At 70.1% G+C, this 15,678-nt stretch carries 16 protein-coding genes and 1 pseudogene; 7 read left to right on the forward strand and 10 right to left on the reverse strand.

Going from position 1 to position 15,678, the window contains the following annotated elements; translation table 11 throughout:
* Positions 1-49: 49 nt before the first annotated feature.
* Positions 50-1,189: pseudogene (locus LMU33_RS34415) on the forward strand (hypothetical protein); the annotation flags it as partial.
* Here LMU33_RS34415 and LMU33_RS41260 read toward each other — a convergent pair.
* From LMU33_RS41260 to argS, 3 genes are all read right to left on the reverse strand, one after another.
* Positions 1,160-1,255 (reverse strand): DUF397 domain-containing protein, encoded by a 96-nt coding sequence (locus LMU33_RS41260; protein ID WP_249814633.1) that lies wholly within the window; start codon positions 1,253-1,255, stop codon positions 1,160-1,162. The pseudogene LMU33_RS34415 and the gene LMU33_RS41260 sit on opposite strands and share 30 nt — an antisense overlap.
* 248 nt (positions 1,256-1,503) lie before the next feature.
* Positions 1,504-1,890 carry a VOC family protein gene (locus LMU33_RS34430; RefSeq protein WP_228624842.1) on the reverse strand — a complete coding sequence of 129 codons (387 nt, stop codon included), beginning with the start codon at positions 1,888-1,890 and terminating at the stop codon, positions 1,504-1,506.
* Positions 1,891-1,969: 79 nt separating this feature from the next.
* Complete coding sequence (gene argS / locus LMU33_RS34435) at positions 1,970-3,748, reverse strand: arginine--tRNA ligase (protein ID WP_228624844.1); 1,779 nt, start codon at positions 3,746-3,748, stop codon at positions 1,970-1,972.
* Positions 3,749-3,897: 149 nt separating this feature from the next.
* On the opposite strand from argS, the gene lysS reads away from it, so the two are divergent.
* On the forward strand, positions 3,898-5,637 hold the full coding sequence (gene lysS / locus LMU33_RS34440; protein WP_228624846.1) for a lysine--tRNA ligase: 1,740 nt from the start codon (positions 3,898-3,900) through the stop codon (positions 5,635-5,637).
* 75 nt (positions 5,638-5,712) lie between these two features.
* On the opposite strand, the gene LMU33_RS34445 is transcribed toward lysS, so the two are convergent.
* The 3 genes from LMU33_RS34445 to LMU33_RS34455 all read right to left on the reverse strand — a co-directional run bounded on the left by LMU33_RS34445 (position 5,713) and on the right by LMU33_RS34455 (position 8,976).
* Positions 5,713-6,957, reverse strand: a complete 1,245-nt coding sequence (locus tag LMU33_RS34445) for a DUF2637 domain-containing protein (RefSeq protein ID WP_228624849.1) — start codon at positions 6,955-6,957, stop codon at positions 5,713-5,715.
* 130 nt (positions 6,958-7,087) lie between these two features.
* Entirely contained in the window at positions 7,088-7,978 is an 891-nt protein-coding gene (locus tag LMU33_RS34450) for a DUF3558 domain-containing protein (RefSeq protein WP_228624851.1), read from the reverse strand.
* Positions 7,979-8,106: 128 nt separating this feature from the next.
* Positions 8,107-8,976: a DUF3558 domain-containing protein gene (locus LMU33_RS34455; protein WP_228624852.1), complete on the reverse strand. Its 870-nt coding sequence runs from the start codon at positions 8,974-8,976 to the stop codon at positions 8,107-8,109.
* A gap of 223 nt (positions 8,977-9,199) precedes the next feature.
* Here LMU33_RS34455 and LMU33_RS34460 point away from each other — a divergent pair, with 223 nt between their 5' ends.
* A complete protein-coding gene (locus LMU33_RS34460) occupies positions 9,200-10,393 on the forward strand; it encodes an RtcB family protein (protein ID WP_228624854.1) in 1,194 nt (397 codons plus the stop codon).
* 9 nt (positions 10,394-10,402) lie between these two features.
* On the opposite strand, the gene LMU33_RS34465 is transcribed toward LMU33_RS34460, so the two are convergent.
* From LMU33_RS34465 to LMU33_RS34475, 3 genes are read right to left on the reverse strand one after another with little or no spacing between them, the layout of a single operon-like run.
* Positions 10,403-10,579, reverse strand: coding sequence for a hypothetical protein (locus LMU33_RS34465; RefSeq protein ID WP_228624856.1), 177 nt, complete (start codon positions 10,577-10,579; stop codon positions 10,403-10,405).
* Positions 10,579-11,340, reverse strand: coding sequence for an SDR family NAD(P)-dependent oxidoreductase (locus LMU33_RS34470; protein WP_228624858.1), 762 nt, complete (start codon positions 11,338-11,340; stop codon positions 10,579-10,581). Before LMU33_RS34470 ends, LMU33_RS34465 begins: the two co-directional genes overlap by 1 nt.
* A gap of 53 nt (positions 11,341-11,393) precedes the next feature.
* Positions 11,394-11,732 (reverse strand): YnfA family protein, encoded by a 339-nt coding sequence (locus tag LMU33_RS34475; RefSeq protein WP_228624860.1) that lies wholly within the window; start codon positions 11,730-11,732, stop codon positions 11,394-11,396.
* Positions 11,733-11,875: 143 nt separating this feature from the next.
* Here LMU33_RS34475 and LMU33_RS34480 point away from each other — a divergent pair, with 143 nt between their 5' ends.
* Entirely contained in the window at positions 11,876-12,340 is a 465-nt protein-coding gene (locus LMU33_RS34480; RefSeq protein WP_228625045.1) for a hypothetical protein, read from the forward strand.
* Positions 12,341-12,358: 18 nt separating this feature from the next.
* On the opposite strand, the gene LMU33_RS34485 is transcribed toward LMU33_RS34480, so the two are convergent.
* Entirely contained in the window at positions 12,359-12,763 is a 405-nt protein-coding gene (locus LMU33_RS34485) for a winged helix-turn-helix transcriptional regulator (RefSeq protein WP_228624862.1), read from the reverse strand.
* Positions 12,764-12,898: 135 nt separating this feature from the next.
* On the opposite strand from LMU33_RS34485, the gene LMU33_RS34490 reads away from it, so the two are divergent.
* The 3 genes from LMU33_RS34490 to LMU33_RS34500 all read left to right on the forward strand — a co-directional run bounded on the left by LMU33_RS34490 (position 12,899) and on the right by LMU33_RS34500 (position 15,573).
* Positions 12,899-13,789, forward strand: a complete 891-nt coding sequence (locus LMU33_RS34490) for an NADP-dependent oxidoreductase (RefSeq protein ID WP_228624864.1) — start codon at positions 12,899-12,901, stop codon at positions 13,787-13,789.
* A gap of 78 nt (positions 13,790-13,867) precedes the next feature.
* Positions 13,868-14,980, forward strand: coding sequence for an LLM class flavin-dependent oxidoreductase (locus LMU33_RS34495; protein ID WP_228624866.1), 1,113 nt, complete (start codon positions 13,868-13,870; stop codon positions 14,978-14,980).
* Positions 14,977-15,573, forward strand: coding sequence for an FMN reductase (locus LMU33_RS34500; protein WP_228624868.1), 597 nt, complete (start codon positions 14,977-14,979; stop codon positions 15,571-15,573). Before LMU33_RS34495 ends, LMU33_RS34500 begins: the two co-directional genes overlap by 4 nt.
* Positions 15,574-15,678 lie beyond the last annotated feature (105 nt).

The raw sequence follows: 15,678 nt of genomic DNA on the forward strand, positions 1-15,678 counted from the left end.
GGTGGTGTTGTGATGGATGCGGACACGGTGACCGGAGGGACGGAGGAACGTGCGGATCGGGCGTTACCCGGTGCGGTGGCACATCGTGCTGCTCACCCTGTGGACCGCCGTCTGGTTCGTCGTGGCCGAACGCCACGCGGCCGTGTCCTGGCACTATCTGCGTGAGGGCGAGCAACTGCTCTTCGGCCAGGGCGACGGCGGCGGCCTCGCCCTCTACGCCAACCACCCCGAGCTGCAGATCGGCCCGGTCAGCTTCCTGGTCGCCGGACTCTTCGCACCCTTCCCCGCCGACCTCGGTGAGAAACTGGCCGACGCGTTCATGTCCGGCCTGGGCCTCTACATGCTCGTCCTGGTGGGCCGTGCGGCGGCCGACCACTACCTCGGCACGGGCGTCAACCACAAACGCCTCCAGCAACGCGTCCTGGTCGCCGGAGCGGCCTTCATGCCCATGTGGGTCGAGGTCTCGGTCCGTTTCGCCCACCTCGACGACGTCCTGGCCCTGTTCTTCACCACCCTCGCGGTCCGCGCACTGGTCCGGGGCAACGCGACGTGGGTGGGCGTCTTCCTGGCCCTGGCGGTCGACTCCAAGCCCTGGGCCGTAGGTTTTCTGCCGTTGTTGCTGGCCCTGCCGCGCCCGACCCGCCTGCGCGCGGCGGCCTGGACATTCGGCCTGGTGGCGGTGGCCTGGCTGCCCTTCTACCTGAGCCACCTGGAAACCCTGCACGCGGCCCGCTTCACCATCCCCAACCAGCGGGCCTCCTCACTGCGCTGGTTCGGCGTGAACGACCCCGCGACGCCTTGGTGGGACCGCCCCGCGCAGATGGCGCTGGGCATGGGTCTCGGTGCCCTGGCGGTACGACGGGGCCGCTGGCCGGCGGTGGTCTTCCTGGCCGCCGACGCCCGCATCCTCCTCGACCCCAGCGTCTACACCTACTACAACGCCTCGGTCCTTCTCGGCACCCTCATCTGGGACTCGATCGGCCAGCGCCGCCTGGTTCCGTGGGTCAGCTGGATCGCCCTCATCTCCCTCTACGGCAGCGCCCTGCTGGTCCCGTCGGACTCCACCCGGGGCCTCATACGCCTGGCGTTCTGCGTCGGCTCGGCGGCGTACGTCCTGTTCTGGCCCCAGCGGGCGCCGCGCGGCAGACGGGGCCGACGGTCACTTCAGGGAGGCGGTGAAGGCGACCCAGGTGGCGCGCGTGAGGTGCAGGGCGGGGCTCGCGGCGGGGCTGTTCTTTGAGCCGCGGATGTGCATGGTGCAGGCGGAGACGGCGACTTCGAGGCAGGCCCGGGCGTGCCGTCGGTGCGGGCTTCCCCTGCGGCTGCGATACGACGGCGCCCTCGTCCGGGCCGAGGTGCACGACAGCGGAACCGGTGTTCCCGAAACCGCGGACGAGCCGGACGAGGGCGGGCGTGGGCTGCTGCTCGTGTCGGTGCCGGCCGACAAGTGGGGCAAGGGGAACGGCTCCCCGGCAAGCTCGTGTGGTGCGGGTTCGTGCTGCCCTAGACCAGCGTCGTGATGCAGAACGGATGCCCGGCGGGGTCCAGCAGCACCCGCCACCGCTCCTCGCCCGGCTGGAACTCCGGCTTGGCGGCGCCCAGTTCGAGCAGCCGCTTCTCGGCGGCGTCCAGGTCGTCCACGCCCAGCTCGATGTGGGCCTGCTTCTCCTGCGCCGGGTCCGGCCAGGTGGGCGGGCGGTAGTCGGCGAGGCGGTTGAAGCCCAGGCCGGTCGCGCCCTCCTTGCCGAGGAGGACGAAGTCGTCGGTGGAGAAGAGGACGGACAGGCCGAGCAACTCGCCGTAGAAGCGGGCCATTTCGGCGGGGTCGGCGCAGTCGAAGGTGATGGCGGCGAAGCGGAACGCGGGTGCGGAAGCGGTCTCCGTAGTCATGAGGAGGACCCTAGGGCGCAACTAGGACAGTTGCTGTCCTAGTTGCGCTCCCGACCCGCGCCGAGTGCCCGTCAGGAAGTCAGAGCTTCTCCGGCGTCCGGATGCCCAGCAGGGCCATGCCCCGGTGCAGGGTGCGGGCCGTGATGTCGCACAGGAAGAGGCGGTTCTCCACCTGCTGCGGCGTCTCGGCCTTCAGGACCGGGCACTTGTCGTAGAAGGACGTGTAGAGGGAGGCCAGCTGGTAGAGGTACGCCGCCAGCTTGTGCGGGGCGTACTCCGCGGCTGCCTCCGTGACCGTCTCCGCGAACGCGTCCACGTGCAGCCCGAGGGCGCGCTCCGCCTCCGCCAGTGCCAGCTCCGGGTGCGCCACCGGGCGGGTCTCGCCGGCCTTGCGCAGGATGGACCGGATACGGGCGTACGCGTACTGCAGGTACACGCTCGTGTCGCCGTTGAGCGAGACCATCTGGTCCAGGTCGAACTTGTAGTCCCGGTTCGCCGACGTCGACAGGTCCGCGTACTTCACCGCGCCGATGCCCACCTGGGCACCCCGCTCGGCGATCTCCTCCTCGGACAGGTCCTGGGCCTTCTCCCGTACGACGGCCGAGGCGCGGTCGATCGCCTCGTCGAGGAGGTCGACCAGGCGGACGGTCTCGCCCTCACGCGTCTTGAACGGCTTGCCGTCCTTGCCGAGGACCGTGCCGAAGGCCAGCTGGAAGGCGGTGACGTCCTCGTTCAGCCAGCCGGCCCGGCGCGCCGTCTCGAAGACCATCTTGAAGTGCAGGGCCTGGCGGGCGTCCACCACGTAGACGAGGTTGTTCGCCTTCAGGTTGAAGACGCGGTCGCGGATGGCGGACAGGTCCGTCGCCGCGTAGCCGTAGCCGCCGTCCGACTTCTGGACGATCAGCGGGACCGGGTTGCCGTCCGGGCCCTTGATGTCGTCGAAGAAGACGCACAGGGCGCCCTCGCTGCGTACCGCGACACCGGACTCCTCCAGGAGGCGGCAGGTCTCGGCCAGCATGTCGTTGTAGCCGGACTCGCCGACGATGTCGGGGTCGCGGACCTCCATGTCCAGCTTCTCGAAGACGGAGAAGAAGTAGATCTTCGACTCGTCCACGAACTTCTGCCAGATGGCAAGGGTGCGCGGGTCGCCGGCCTGGAGGTCGACCACCCGGCGCCGGGCCCGCGTCTTGAACTCCTCGTCGGAGTCGAACAGCTTCCGCGCGGCCTTGTACAGGCGGTCGAGGTTCGACATCGCCTCCTCGCCGGAGGCCGCCGTGTCCTCGGTGGACGCCTTGTGGTCCAGCTCGTGCGGGTGCTCGTCCAGGTACTGGATCAGCATGCCGAACTGGGTGCCCCAGTCGCCGATGTGGTGGCGCCGGATCACGTTCTCACCCGTGAACTCGAGGAGCTGGACCACCGAGTCGCCGATCACGGCGGACCGCAGGTGGCCGACGTGCATTTCCTTCGCCACGTTCGGCTGGGCGTAGTCGATCACCGTCGTGCCCGGCTCGGCGGCGGTCGGCACGCCGAGGCGGCCGGTCTCGTCCGCGTACCGCGCGGCCAGGTTCGCGGTGATCGCCCGGTCGGCGATCGTGATGTTCAGGAAGCCGGGGCCGGAGACCTCGACGTCCTTGATCAGTTCCTCACCCGTCACCACCTGGGAGACGACCTGCGTCGCCAGCTCCCTCGGGTTCGCCTTCGCCTTCTTGGCCAGCGCGAGGATCCCGTTGGCCTGGAAGTCGGCCCGGTCGCTTCGTCGCAGCAGCGGGTCCGCGCCGGCGGCCTCCGGCAGGGTGGCCGAGAGGGCGGACGCGAGGTGCTGCTGGACGGAATCGCTGAGGGACGTGACCGAGGCCATAGGAATGGGTGCCGTTCTCCTCGTGGGGATGGATAGTCCCAGCCAGTATCCCACGGCGGGTAAAGCCGTTTTCGCGGGCGCGAGCCGGTCTGTGAGAATGGAGTGTCACCCCGATCAGACGGAGTGCCACCCCGTTCAGAAAGAAGGACGTGCCGATCGTGGCTCAGAGCACCGAGACCACCGACTGGGTCTCCCGTTTCGCGGATGAGGTCATCGAGGAATCGGAGCGCCGGGCCCCGGGCAAACCGGTCGTCGTCGCGTCCGGACTCTCGCCGTCGGGTCCGATCCACCTCGGCAACCTGCGCGAGGTCATGACCCCGCACCTGGTCGCCGACGAGATCCGCCGCCGCGGGTACGAGGTCCGGCACCTGATCTCCTGGGACGACTACGACCGGTACCGCAAGGTCCCGGCGGGCATCGCCGGGATCGACGAGTCCTGGGCCGAGCACATCGGCAAGCCGCTGACCTCGGTGCCGGCGCCGCACGGGTCGTCGTACCCGAACTGGGCCGAGCACTTCAAGGCCGCCATGATCGCCTCGCTGGCCGAGCTGGGTGTCGAGTTCGACGGGATCAGCCAGACCGCGCAGTACACCTCCGGCACCTACCGCGAGCAGATCCTGCACGCCATGAAGCACCGTGGCGAGATCGACGCGATCCTCGCCCAGTACCGCACGAAGAAGGCCCCGAAGAAGCAGCAGCAGAAGGCCGTCGACGAGGCCGAGCTGGAGGCCGAGGAGGGCTCGGGCGCCGCGTCCGAGGACGACGGCAGCTCCGGCTCCGCCGGATACTTCCCGTACAAGCCGTACTGCGGCAACTGCGAGAAGGACCTGACCACCGTCACCTCGTACGACGACGACTCCACCGAGCTCGCCTACACCTGCACCGCGTGCGGCTTCGCCGAGACGGTGCGGCTCAGCGAGTTCAACCGCGGCAAGCTGGTCTGGAAGGTCGACTGGCCGATGCGCTGGGCGTACGAGGGCGTCGTCTTCGAGCCGAGCGGCGTCGACCACTCCTCGCCCGGGTCCAGTTTCCAGGTCGGCGGCCAGATCGTCGGGATCTTCGGCGGCAAGCAGCCCATCGGACCCATGTACGCCTTCGTGGGCATCAGCGGCATGGCGAAGATGTCGTCGTCGCGTGGTGGGGTCCCGACCCCCGCCGACGCGCTGAAGATCATGGAGCCGCAGATCCTGCGCTGGCTCTACGCCCGCCGCAGGCCCAACCAGTCCTTCAAGATCGCCTTCGACCAGGAGATCCAGCGGCTGTACGACGAGTGGGACAAGCTCGCGGCCAAGGTCGCCGACGGCTCCGCCCTGCCGGCCGACGTCGCCGCGTACACGCGCGCCGTCGGTACGGCCGCCGCCGAGCTGCCGAAGACGCCGCGCCCGCTGCCGTACCGCACGCTCGCGTCCGTCGCCGACATCACCGCCGGACACGGGGACCAGGCGCTGCGGATCCTCTCCGAGCTGGACCCGGAGCAGCCGCTCGCCTCCCTGGACGAGGCCCGGCCCCGGTACGACAAGGCCGAGGCCTGGATCAACACGCACGTCCCCGCCGACCAGCGGACCATCGTGCGCGACGAGCCCGACGCCGAGCTGCTGAAGTCCCTCGACGAGGCCTCCCAGCAGTCGGTACGGCTGCTGCTCGACGGGCTCGCCGAGCACTGGTCGCTCGACGGGCTGACCCACCTCGTCTACGGCGTGCCCAAGGTGCAGGCCGGCTTCCCGGCCGACGCCACGCCCAAGGAGCTGCCCGCCGAGATCAAGACGGCCCAGCGCGCGTTCTTCGCCCTGCTGTACCACCTGCTCGTCGGGCGCGACACCGGACCCCGGCTGCCCACGCTGCTGCTCGCGGTGGGGCAGGAGCGGGTGCGGCGCCTGCTCGGGGAGTAGCCGGTACGCGTAACCGGTACGCGTAAGCGGCAACGGAAAAGGGGCCCTCGAAAGGGCCCCTTTTTCATGCGGTTCCTATGCGATGTGGTTCTCTTCCAGCTCCGCGTTGAAGCGGTTGGTGAAACGCTTGACCATGCGGTCGGCCTCGCGGCTGGGGAGCTTCATGCTGTACGTCGCCTCCACCGCCTCGCTGAACTGGTGCGGGGTGGGGAAGCTGCCGTCGATCGACTGACGGAAGACCTGGTAGTACGACTCCTCGTCGGGCTCCGGGGCGCCGCCGCCCTCACCGAGCTCGCGGGTGCGGTTCGGGCCCACCGGGATGGGGAAGCTGCCGGTCTCCTCGGAGGAGGGCTGCTGGAAGTCCTCCGGCTGCTGCTCCTCGTACCAGTCCTCGTACTGTTCGTCGGGGGCGTACTGAGGCTCCTGCAGCATCGGGTCGTAGCTCGGGTCGTAGCCGCCGTGGTAGTCGACCTGCCGCGGGGCCTGGAACCAGGGGCTCTGCTCGTCCACCACAGGTTCCTGGGGGCGCTGCTCGCCGGCAGGTGCCGCCTGCTGCGGGACGGATGCCGCTCCGACGGCACGACCGCCCGCGGCCACCGCGGTCGCGTCGGCCGCCGCCAACTGCAGTTGCTGGGGCACGGCCGGCAACAGGACCGGTTCAATGCCCGCCGCCGCCAGCCCCGCCGCGGCCGTCTCCGCCAGCGGGACGCCGTACCTCGCCAGCCGCAACGGCATCAGGGACTCCACCGGGGCCTTCCGGCGCCAGGCCCGGCCGAAGCGGGAACGCAGGCGGGCCTGGTAGACGAGACGTTCCTGCTCCAGCTTGATCACCTGGTCGTAGGAGCGCAGCTCCCACAGCTTCATCCGGCGCCAGAGCAGGAAGGTGGGGACGGGGGAGAGCAGCCACCGGGTCAGCCGGACGCCCTCCATGTGCTTGTCCGCCGTGATGTCGGCGATCCGGCCGATCGCGTGCCGGGCCGCCTCCACCGCCACCACGAACAGCACCGGGATCACCGCGTGCATGCCGACGCCCAGCGGGTCCGGCCAGGCGGCGGCGCCGTTGAACGCGATCGTCGCCGCCGTCAGCAGCCACGCCGTCTGCCGCAGCAGCGGGAAGGGTATGCGGATCCAGGTCAGGAGCAGGTCGAGGGCCAGCAGGACACAGATGCCCGCGTCGATGCCCACCGGGAAGACATAGGAGAAGTTCCCGAAGCCCTTTTTGATGGCCAGCTCACGGACGGCCGCATAGGAGCCGGCGAAGCCGATACCGGCGATGATCAAGGCGCCGGTCACGACCACGCCGATGAGAATGCGGTGCAATCGAGTCAACTGCAGTGGCGCGGCCACTCGTACTCCCCTCCCCTTGCCTGTTGTTGCGCGCAACAGGGTGGCACACGCGAACGGCGAACGTGGTACCGGTCGGGGCTTCGGACCCCTTCGGACCGGTCGGTCAGTTCTTCTTCGTCGCCGACTTGGACGGAGAAGCGCTGGAAGAGGCCGACTTGGACGGGGACTTCGACGCCGACTGCGACGGGGAGGCCGAGGTCTTCGCACCGGAACCGGTCGACGAGGACGAGTCGTTGGCGGACCGCACCGCCCCGACCGCCTCCTTGATCGCGTTCTCCGCCGCCTTCGTCAGGTCGTCGGCGTCCGGGGTCTGCTCGCCCGCGAGACCGGCGCCGTTGTAGTCGAGCGTGACGACCACGTTCTCGACCCGCGCGACCACCGTCTGCTGCTTGAAGAGGCCTTCCTTCTTCTTCAGGTCGTAACGCACCGCCGTCGCCTCCGCGCCCGTGCCGGACAGCGGGACCTCCTTGGTGTTCTTCGCACCGGGCACCGACTCGGCGTCCTTGACCTGCTGGGCGAAGTACGTGTGGGCCTGCGTGTCACCGGCACCGCGCGTGGCGTCCGAGTCGAAACGGATCAGGGACACGTTCAGCCAGCGGAACTGCGAGCCCTTCACACCGTTGTTGTCCAGGCTGCTCCAGGAGCAGGAGCCACGCGACGACGGGTCGTCCGAACCGCCCTTCCTGCCCGACGTGTCCTTCGGCACCAGGCCCGTCAGGGTCTTCTTCGACAGCACCGCGCACGCGTCGGGCAGCTTCTGGTACGCGGCCGCCTGCACGGTCGGGGACGCGCTCGCCGAGGACTGCGTGCCGCCGCCCGCGGACTGCTGCGCGCTGCTGTCGGTGCCCTTGCCCTTGGAGTCGCCCGAGCCCGACGAACAGGCGGCGGTGATCAGCACCGCCGGCACGGCTGCCGCGCAGAGAAGAACACGGCTCAGGCGCTTGCCACGCATCTGTCGCTGGGCACGGTCGTCTTGCTGGGCTGCTCGCTGCATGGTTCCTTCACTCATGACGCTCGGTGGTCGTGCGGGTTCCTGCGGGGCCCCACGGTACGCGGTGAAGGAGCTGTGCGGCTTCCGTTCGGGTGCTTCGCGCGGGGCGCAGCGAGCGGCTCCCGGGGCGGTCAACCGCCCAGCGCATCGTCCAGTTGAGAGGCCAGTTTACGGGCCTTGTCCTGCATTTCCTTGCTGTCCGGGACCGTACCGACGGCCGTCGGCTGCTCCTCGTACTCGATGGTGACGACGACGTTGGACGTGCGGAACACCACAGTCACCGTCCGCTGTTCGACGGTCGAACCGGACGAACCGAGCGTGTCGTCGATATACGCCTCGTCACCGAGATCGGACAGCACCCGCGGCTGCAGGGCCGCGGCGGAATCGGAGGGGGAGCCGCTGGGGGAACCGGAGGGACTGCCGCTGGGCGCGGACGAGGAAGAGGACGCCGAGGGCGAGGAGGACGACGGCGAGGGCGAGGAGGAGGCCGAGGACGACGACGGGGAGGCCGAGGACGTCGGTGACCCGCTCGTCCCCGCGGAGCCGCTCGGCTGGGGGAGGTCGGCGGCCGACTCCTTGCCCTCGAACAGCTTCTGCGCCTGGTCGTCGTCGCTGACCGAGTTGTCGTACGACACCACGCGCTCGAAGTCGACCGAGAGACGGTCGGTGGCGTCGGCGGACTCCACCTTCCAACGGCAGCCCACCTTGCGATCGGTGTCGTAGGTGAGCGCGGCCTGGCCCTGGTAGGCCTTGTCCCGCTGGACGGGGTCGGTGATCTGCTTGATGCCGGGCAGCATCGAGTCGAGCGTGTCGTGACCGAGCGCGCCGCAGGGTTCGGGGAGCGTGCGGTACTTGCCCGGCTGGGCGGCGACCGTGGCGGTGCCGGCCTCGCCCGGATTGGCGTTGTCCGTGGGGCTGTCACTGCCCGAGCCGCTCGTGCAGCCGGCCAGCAGCGCCGCGAGGAGGGCGGCGGTGCCGGTTACGTACGCCTTCCGCTGCACGGTCGGGCTCCTTCCGGGTGTGCGCTCGCTTGGTGGTCCAGTGTCCCCGCTGGTTATTCGCTTGCCGCAGCGGGGCGTCCCCTGGAGACAATGTGTATCGCACGCACTGCCGTGACCGCCGGTCCCATGTCCTTTTTCACCGGCTTCTGCGCTGCTTTTCCGCTTTGTTGCTTATAAGCCTTGCGTAAGCCTTTGTTGTCGTTTTCGGGGGAATGAGGAACGTATGTCGTACGTGGAGATGCCGGGCGCGAAGGTCCCGATCCGGATGTGGACCGACCCCGCGACGGTCGAGGACGTGGCCCTGCGTCAGCTCCAGAACGTGGCGACCCTGCCGTGGATCGAGGGCCTGGCCGTGATGCCGGACGTGCACTACGGCAAGGGCGCGACGGTCGGCTCCGTCATCGCCATGCGGGGCGCGGTGTGCCCGGCGGCGGTCGGGGTGGACATCGGGTGCGGAATGTCGGCGGTGAAGACGTCGCTGACGGCGAACGACCTGCCCGGTGACCTGTCGCGACTGCGGTCGAAGATCGAGCAGGCGATTCCGGTGGGGCGGGGGATGCACGAGGATCCCGTGGAGCCGGGGGACTTCCATGGCTTGGCCACGGCCGGGTGGGAGGACTTCTGGGGGCGGTTCGACGGGGTCGCCGATGCTGTGAAGTTCCGGCGGGAGCGGGCGGCTTTGCAGATGGGGACACTCGGGTCGGGGAATCATTTTGTAGAGCTCTGTACAGATGTGCAGGGTGAGGTGTGGTTGATGCTCCACTCCGGCTCCAGGAACATCGGCAAGGAACTCGCCGAGCACCACATCGGCGTGGCGCAGAAGCTGCCGCACAACCAGGGCCTGGTCGACCGTGATTTGGCGGTCTTCGTCTCGGACACCCCGCAGATGGCGGCCTACCGCAACGACCTCTACTGGGCGCAGGAGTACGCCAAGTACAACCGCACGCTCATGATGGCGCTCCTGAAAGACGTGATCCGGAAGGAGTTCAAGAAGGCGAAGCCGACTTTCGAGCCGGAGATCTCCTGCCACCACAACTACGTTTCGGAGGAGCGGTACGACGGCATGGACCTGCTCGTGACCCGCAAGGGAGCGATCCGGGCCGGCTCCGGCGACTACGGGATCATCCCGGGTTCCATGGGCACGGGGTCGTACATCGTGAAGGGCCTCGGCAACGAGAAGGCCTTCAACTCCGCCTCGCACGGCGCGGGCCGGCGGATGAGCCGTAACGCGGCCAAGCGTCGGTTCTCGACCAAGGACCTGGAGGAGCAGACCCGTGGCGTGGAGTGCCGCAAGGACTCCGGCGTCGTGGACGAGATCCCGGGCGCCTACAAATCCATCGACCAGGTCATTGACCAGCAGCGGGACTTGGTGCAGGTCGTGGCCAAGCTGAAGCAGGTCGTCTGCGTCAAGGGCTGACCTGCCGAGTCACTTCGCGTGCCGGACCGCGTAGATCATCACGAACGCCACGATGTGGATGCCGAAGAGGAAGTAGCCCAGGAAGTACCAGACCTTGCGTTCGTCCCTGGTCTCCTGGGCCAGGCGGCGCTGTTCCAGGCTTTCCGGGGAGTCGGTGGAGGCGGCGGTCTCGGGGAGCTCGGGCATCACGGCTCCCTGTGGACCTTGGTGTTGGAGGCCTGGGCGCGGGGGCGGAGGACGAGGAGGTCCACGTTGACGTGGCTGGGGCGGGTGACCGCCCAGGTGATCGTCTCCGCCACGTCGTCCGCCGTGAGGGGCTCGGCCACGCCCTCGTAGACCTTGGCCGCCTTCGCCTCGTCGCCGGCGAAGCGGGTCAGGGCGAATTCGTCGGTCTTGACCATGCCGGGCGCGATCTCGATGACGCGCACCGGCTGGCCGACGATCTCCAGGCGGAGGGTCTCGGCGAGGACGTGGGCGCCGTGCTTGGCGGCGACATAGCCACCGCCGCCCTCGTAGGTGCCGTGGCCCGCGGTGGAGGAGACGACCACGATCACGCCGTCGCCGCTCGCCACCAGCCTGGGCAGCAGGGCCTGGGTGAGGTTCAGGGTGCCGATGACGTTCGTCTCGTACATCGTGCGCCAGTCCGCCGGGTCGCCGGTGGCCACCGGGTCCGCTCCGAGGGCGCCGCCCGCGTTGTTGACCAGGACGCCGATGGTCTGGAAGGCGGTCGCGAACTCGTCGACGGCCGCGCGGTCGGTCACGTCCAGCTGGTAGGCCACCGCCGAGTGGCCCGCCCTGGTCAGCTGCTCCGCCAGCGCCTCGATGCGGTCCTTGCGGCGGGCGGTGAGGACGACGCGGTAGCCGGCCTCGGCGAGCTGCCGGGCCGTGGCCGCGCCGATGCCGCTGCTCGCACCGGTGACGACGGCGATGCGGGAGGCGGGGGCCATGGGCAGCTCCTCAGGGTCTGGTGGCTAAAGGCTCCCTCCAGCGTAAGTGAGGCTCAGGCACCGTTCCTCGGGGCCCACATGATCACGGCCATACCGGCCAGGCAGATCAGCGCGCCCACGATGTCGTAGCGGTCGGGGCGGTAGCCGTCCGCGACCGCGCCCCACAGCAGTGAGCCGGCGACGAAGATGCCGCCGTACGCGGCCAGGATGCGGCCGAAGTGGGCGTCCGGCTGGAAGGTGGCGACGAAGCCGTACGCGCCGAGGGCCAGGACCCCGCCGGTCATCCACAGCCAGCCCCGGTGCTCGCGTACGCCCTGCCAGATCAGCCAGGCGCCGCCGATCTCGAAGACGGCGGCGACGGCGAAGAGGGTGGCGGAGCGCAGGATCGACATGGGCAGCAGCCTCGCATGCGGGGTGCGGGAGCCTGTGCGCGGCGTGTCACCTGATGGACGGCGCCTGCGCCGTGGTCTGCGTGGCATACCTCCGTTCGGCAGTGGGATTCGATCGCGGGTGTGGAGTGGTGAGCGGCGTGCGGATGCGGACGTGGATGGTGGCGGGGGCCCTGGCCGGTGTGCTGTCGGCGTCGGGTGCCGCGGTGGCCGCTCCGGCGCCGGTGCCCGAGGCCGATCTGGCCTTCCACGGGACGGCGGTGATGAGCGGCGGCAAGGTCGAGGTGAAGCTGACCCCGCGCAACGGCGGTCCGGCCGCCGTGCCGGACGCGACCGTGCGGCTGCGCTGGTCGGTGGCGCTGGCCGAGGCGCAGCAGCTGCCGGCGCGGTGTGCCCGGGAGGGCGAGCGGACGGTGGTGTGCGGGACGGGTGCGCTGGCCGTGCACGGGGTGGGTGGGCAGCTGGACGTGCCGGTGCGGCTGAAGGAGACGTCGTCGGAGGTCACGCTGGAGATCGACAAGGTGTGGGGCGGTGGCACGACGGACAAGGACCACACGAACGACCAGGTGCAGGTGCTGGTCCTGGCCACCGGCGACGCGTACGCCTTCTGAGGCCCGCTGAGCAGGGGGTCAGGCGGGGTTCTCCGCGTCGTAGCGTTCGCGGGCCGTTCGTACCTCCTCGAAGTGGGTCTCGGCCCAGTCCTTCACGGCGGTCAGCAGGCCGGCGAGGCTGGCGCCGAGCGGGGTGAGGGCGTAGTCGACGCGGACGGGGACGGTCGGGGTGATGGTGCGGCTGATGATGCCGTCCCGTTCGAGGGTGCGCAGGGTCTGGGTGAGCATCTTGGGGCTGACGCCGGCGATCGTGCGGCCGAGGTCGCTGTAGCGCTTGGGGCCGCCGGACAGGGCGGCGACGACCAGGCTGACCCACTTGTCGCTGAGCCGGCCGAGCAGCTGGTGGGAGGGGCACGCGCGCAGGAAGGCGTCGTAGTCGGCGCGGGCCTGTTCGCGGCGCTGGGCGGCGGTCGTGGTCGCCATGGTCCCTCTCCTTCGGGTCAGCTACGCACTCTCAGGTAACTACTTTCGGAAGGATAGTAGCTCTCCTACGGTTGGTGCTGCGGCCGGAAAGGTGCCGCGAAGTCATCAACTGCCTTGTACATGGGGAGAGTTGTCATGCGTGCTGCTGTGGTGAGGGCGTTCGGCGGGCCGGAGAGTGTGGAGATCGCGGACGTCGCGGTCCCGGAGCCGGGAGCGCGGCAGGTGCGGATCAAGGTGGCCGCGGGCGCGCTGAACCCGGTGGACGCGGCCGTGCGTGCCGGCGTCTTCGGCGGGGCGGGCAAGACCCTCGGGCTGGGCTGGGACGTGGCCGGCACGGTGGACGCGGTGGGTGCGCCCGCCTCCTGGGAGGCCGGCGACCCGGTGGTGGCGCTGGTGGCGGGGGTTGCGGATCCGCTGGGATCCCATGCCGAGTACGTGGTCGTGGACGCGGAGGCCGTGGCCGCGGCGCCCGCCTCGGCGGACGCGGCGCACGCGGGCACCCTGCCGCTGAACGGGCTGACCGCGCTGCAGGCCCTGGACCTGCTGGACCTCGCGCCGGGCGACCGGCTGCTGGTGACCGGGGCCGCGGGTGCGGTCGGCGGGTTCGCGGTGCAGCTGGCCGCGCACCGGGGGATCGAGGTGACCGGGCACGCCCGGGCGGGCGACGAGGAGCTGGTGCGCTCGCTGGGTGCCGTGCGCTTCACGGCCGGCGGGGTGGAGCCGGGGAGGGTGGACGCGGTGCTGGACGCGGCCGTGCTCGGGGCGCCGGCGCTCGCGTGGGTGCGGGACGGGGGCGGGTTCGTTGCGGTCCGGGACGGGGCGCTGCCGGAGGCGGAGCGGGGGGTGCGCACGCAGAACGTGTGGGTGCGGGCCGACGGTGCTCAGCTCGCGGAGCTGGTCCGGCTGGTGGACGAGGGTGTGCTGACCCTGCGGGTGGCGGAGGCGTACGCCCTGGAGGAGGCGGTCAAGGCGCATGCGCGGCTCGCGGAGGGCGGGGTGCGCGGCCGGCTGGTGATCGTGCCCTGAGGGGCTGGAACAAACCAGGGGTGGGGTGCTGTTCGACGGGTATAGTTGAACGGTAAACAACCTGGAGGGTGAGCGACCATGCAGTTCGGGATCTTCACGGTCGGCGACGTCACGCCGGACCCCACCACCGGCCGTGCGCCGACCGAGGCGGAGCGCATCAAGGCCATGGTCGCCATCGCGCTCAAGGCCGAGGAGGCCGGCCTGGACGTCTTCGCCACCGGCGAGCACCACAACCCGCCGTTCGTGCCGTCGTCCCCGACGACCATGCTCGGCTATGTGGCGGCCCGGACGGAGAACCTGATCCTCTCCACGTCCACCACCCTGATCACGACCAATGACCCGGTGAAGATCGCGGAGGACTTCGCGATGCTCCAGCACCTGGCCGACGGGCGCGTCGACCTGATGATGGGCCGCGGCAACACCGGGCCGGTCTACCCCTGGTTCGGCCAGGACATCCGGCAGGGCATCAACCTCGCCATCGAGAACTACGCCCTGCTGCGCCGGCTGTGGCGCGAGGACGTCGTCGACTGGGAGGGGAAGTTCCGCACCCCGCTGCAGGGCTTCACCTCCACCCCGCGCCCGCTGGACGGCGTACCGCCCTTCGTCTGGCACGGCTCCATCCGCTCCCCGGAGATCGCCGAGCAGGCGGCCTACTACGGCGACGGCTTCTTCCACAACAACATCTTCTGGCCGGCCGACCACACCAAGCGGATGGTCGAGCTGTACCGGACCCGGTTCGCCCACTACGGGCACGGCACGCCCGAGCAGGCGATCGTCGGCCTCGGCGGCCAGGTGTTCATGCGGAAGAACTCGCAGGACGCGGTGCGCGAGTTCCGGCCGTACTTCGACAACGCGCCGGTCTACGGCCACGGACCCTCCCTGGAGGAGTTCACCGACCAGACCCCGCTCACCGTCGGCACGCCCGAGCAGGTGATCGAGAAGACCCTGTCCTTCCGCAGCTATGCCGGTGACTACCAGCGCCAGCTGTTCCTGGTGGACCACGCCGGGCTGCCGCTGAAGACCGTGCTGGAGCAGATCGACATGCTCGGCGAGGAGGTCGTGCCCGTACTGCGCAAGGAGTTCGCCGTCGGCCGCCCCGCGGACGTGCCGGAGGCGCCGACCCACCGGTCCCTGCTCGCCGCCGCACAGGAGGACGCGCAGCAGGACGCACAGGAGGAGAGCGCCGCATGAAGCTCGTCGTCGTGTCCGCGGGACTGAGCGTCCCGTCCTCCACCCGGCTGCTGGCCGACCGGCTCACGACCGCCGTGGCGCGGCAGGCGGAGGTGGACGTGGAGGTGGTCGAGCTGCGGGACCTCGCCGTCGAGATCGCGCACAACTTCACCAACGGGTTCGCCGGGAGGGCGCTCGCCGCCGCGCAGGACGCGGTGGCGGGGGCCGATGGGCTGATCGTCGTCACACCGGTGTTCTCGGCGTCCTACAGCGGGCTCTTCAAGTCGTTCTTCGACGTGCTGGACAAGGAAGCGCTGGTGGGCAAGCCGGTGCTGATCGCCGCCACCGGGGGTACGGCCCGGCACTCGCTGGTGCTGGAGCACGCGCTGCGGCCGCTGTTCGCCCACCTGCGGGCCGTGGTCGTGCCGACGGGGGTGTACGCCGCGTCGGAGGACTGGGGCGAGGAAGGACTGCCCGGGCGGATCGAGCGCGCGGCGGGCGAGCTGGCCGGCCTGATGGCCGGGCTGCGGGCGGCCGCGCCCGGGCGGGAGGCCGAGCCGCTGGTCGTACCGTTCGAGGAGCAGCTCGCCCGGCTCGGCGCTCAGGCGAGGTGAGAAGACGGTAGGGCGGCGGGCCGGGTTGCCCGTGTGACGGTGAGAGGCGGGTAAAAAGCGTGATCGTAGGTCCGCCCGCCCCGACCGAACTGGTTCAGCCTTGGC

The organism is Streptomyces barringtoniae (assembly GCF_020819595.1).
GTDB lineage: Bacteria > Actinomycetota > Actinomycetes > Streptomycetales > Streptomycetaceae > Streptomyces > Streptomyces barringtoniae.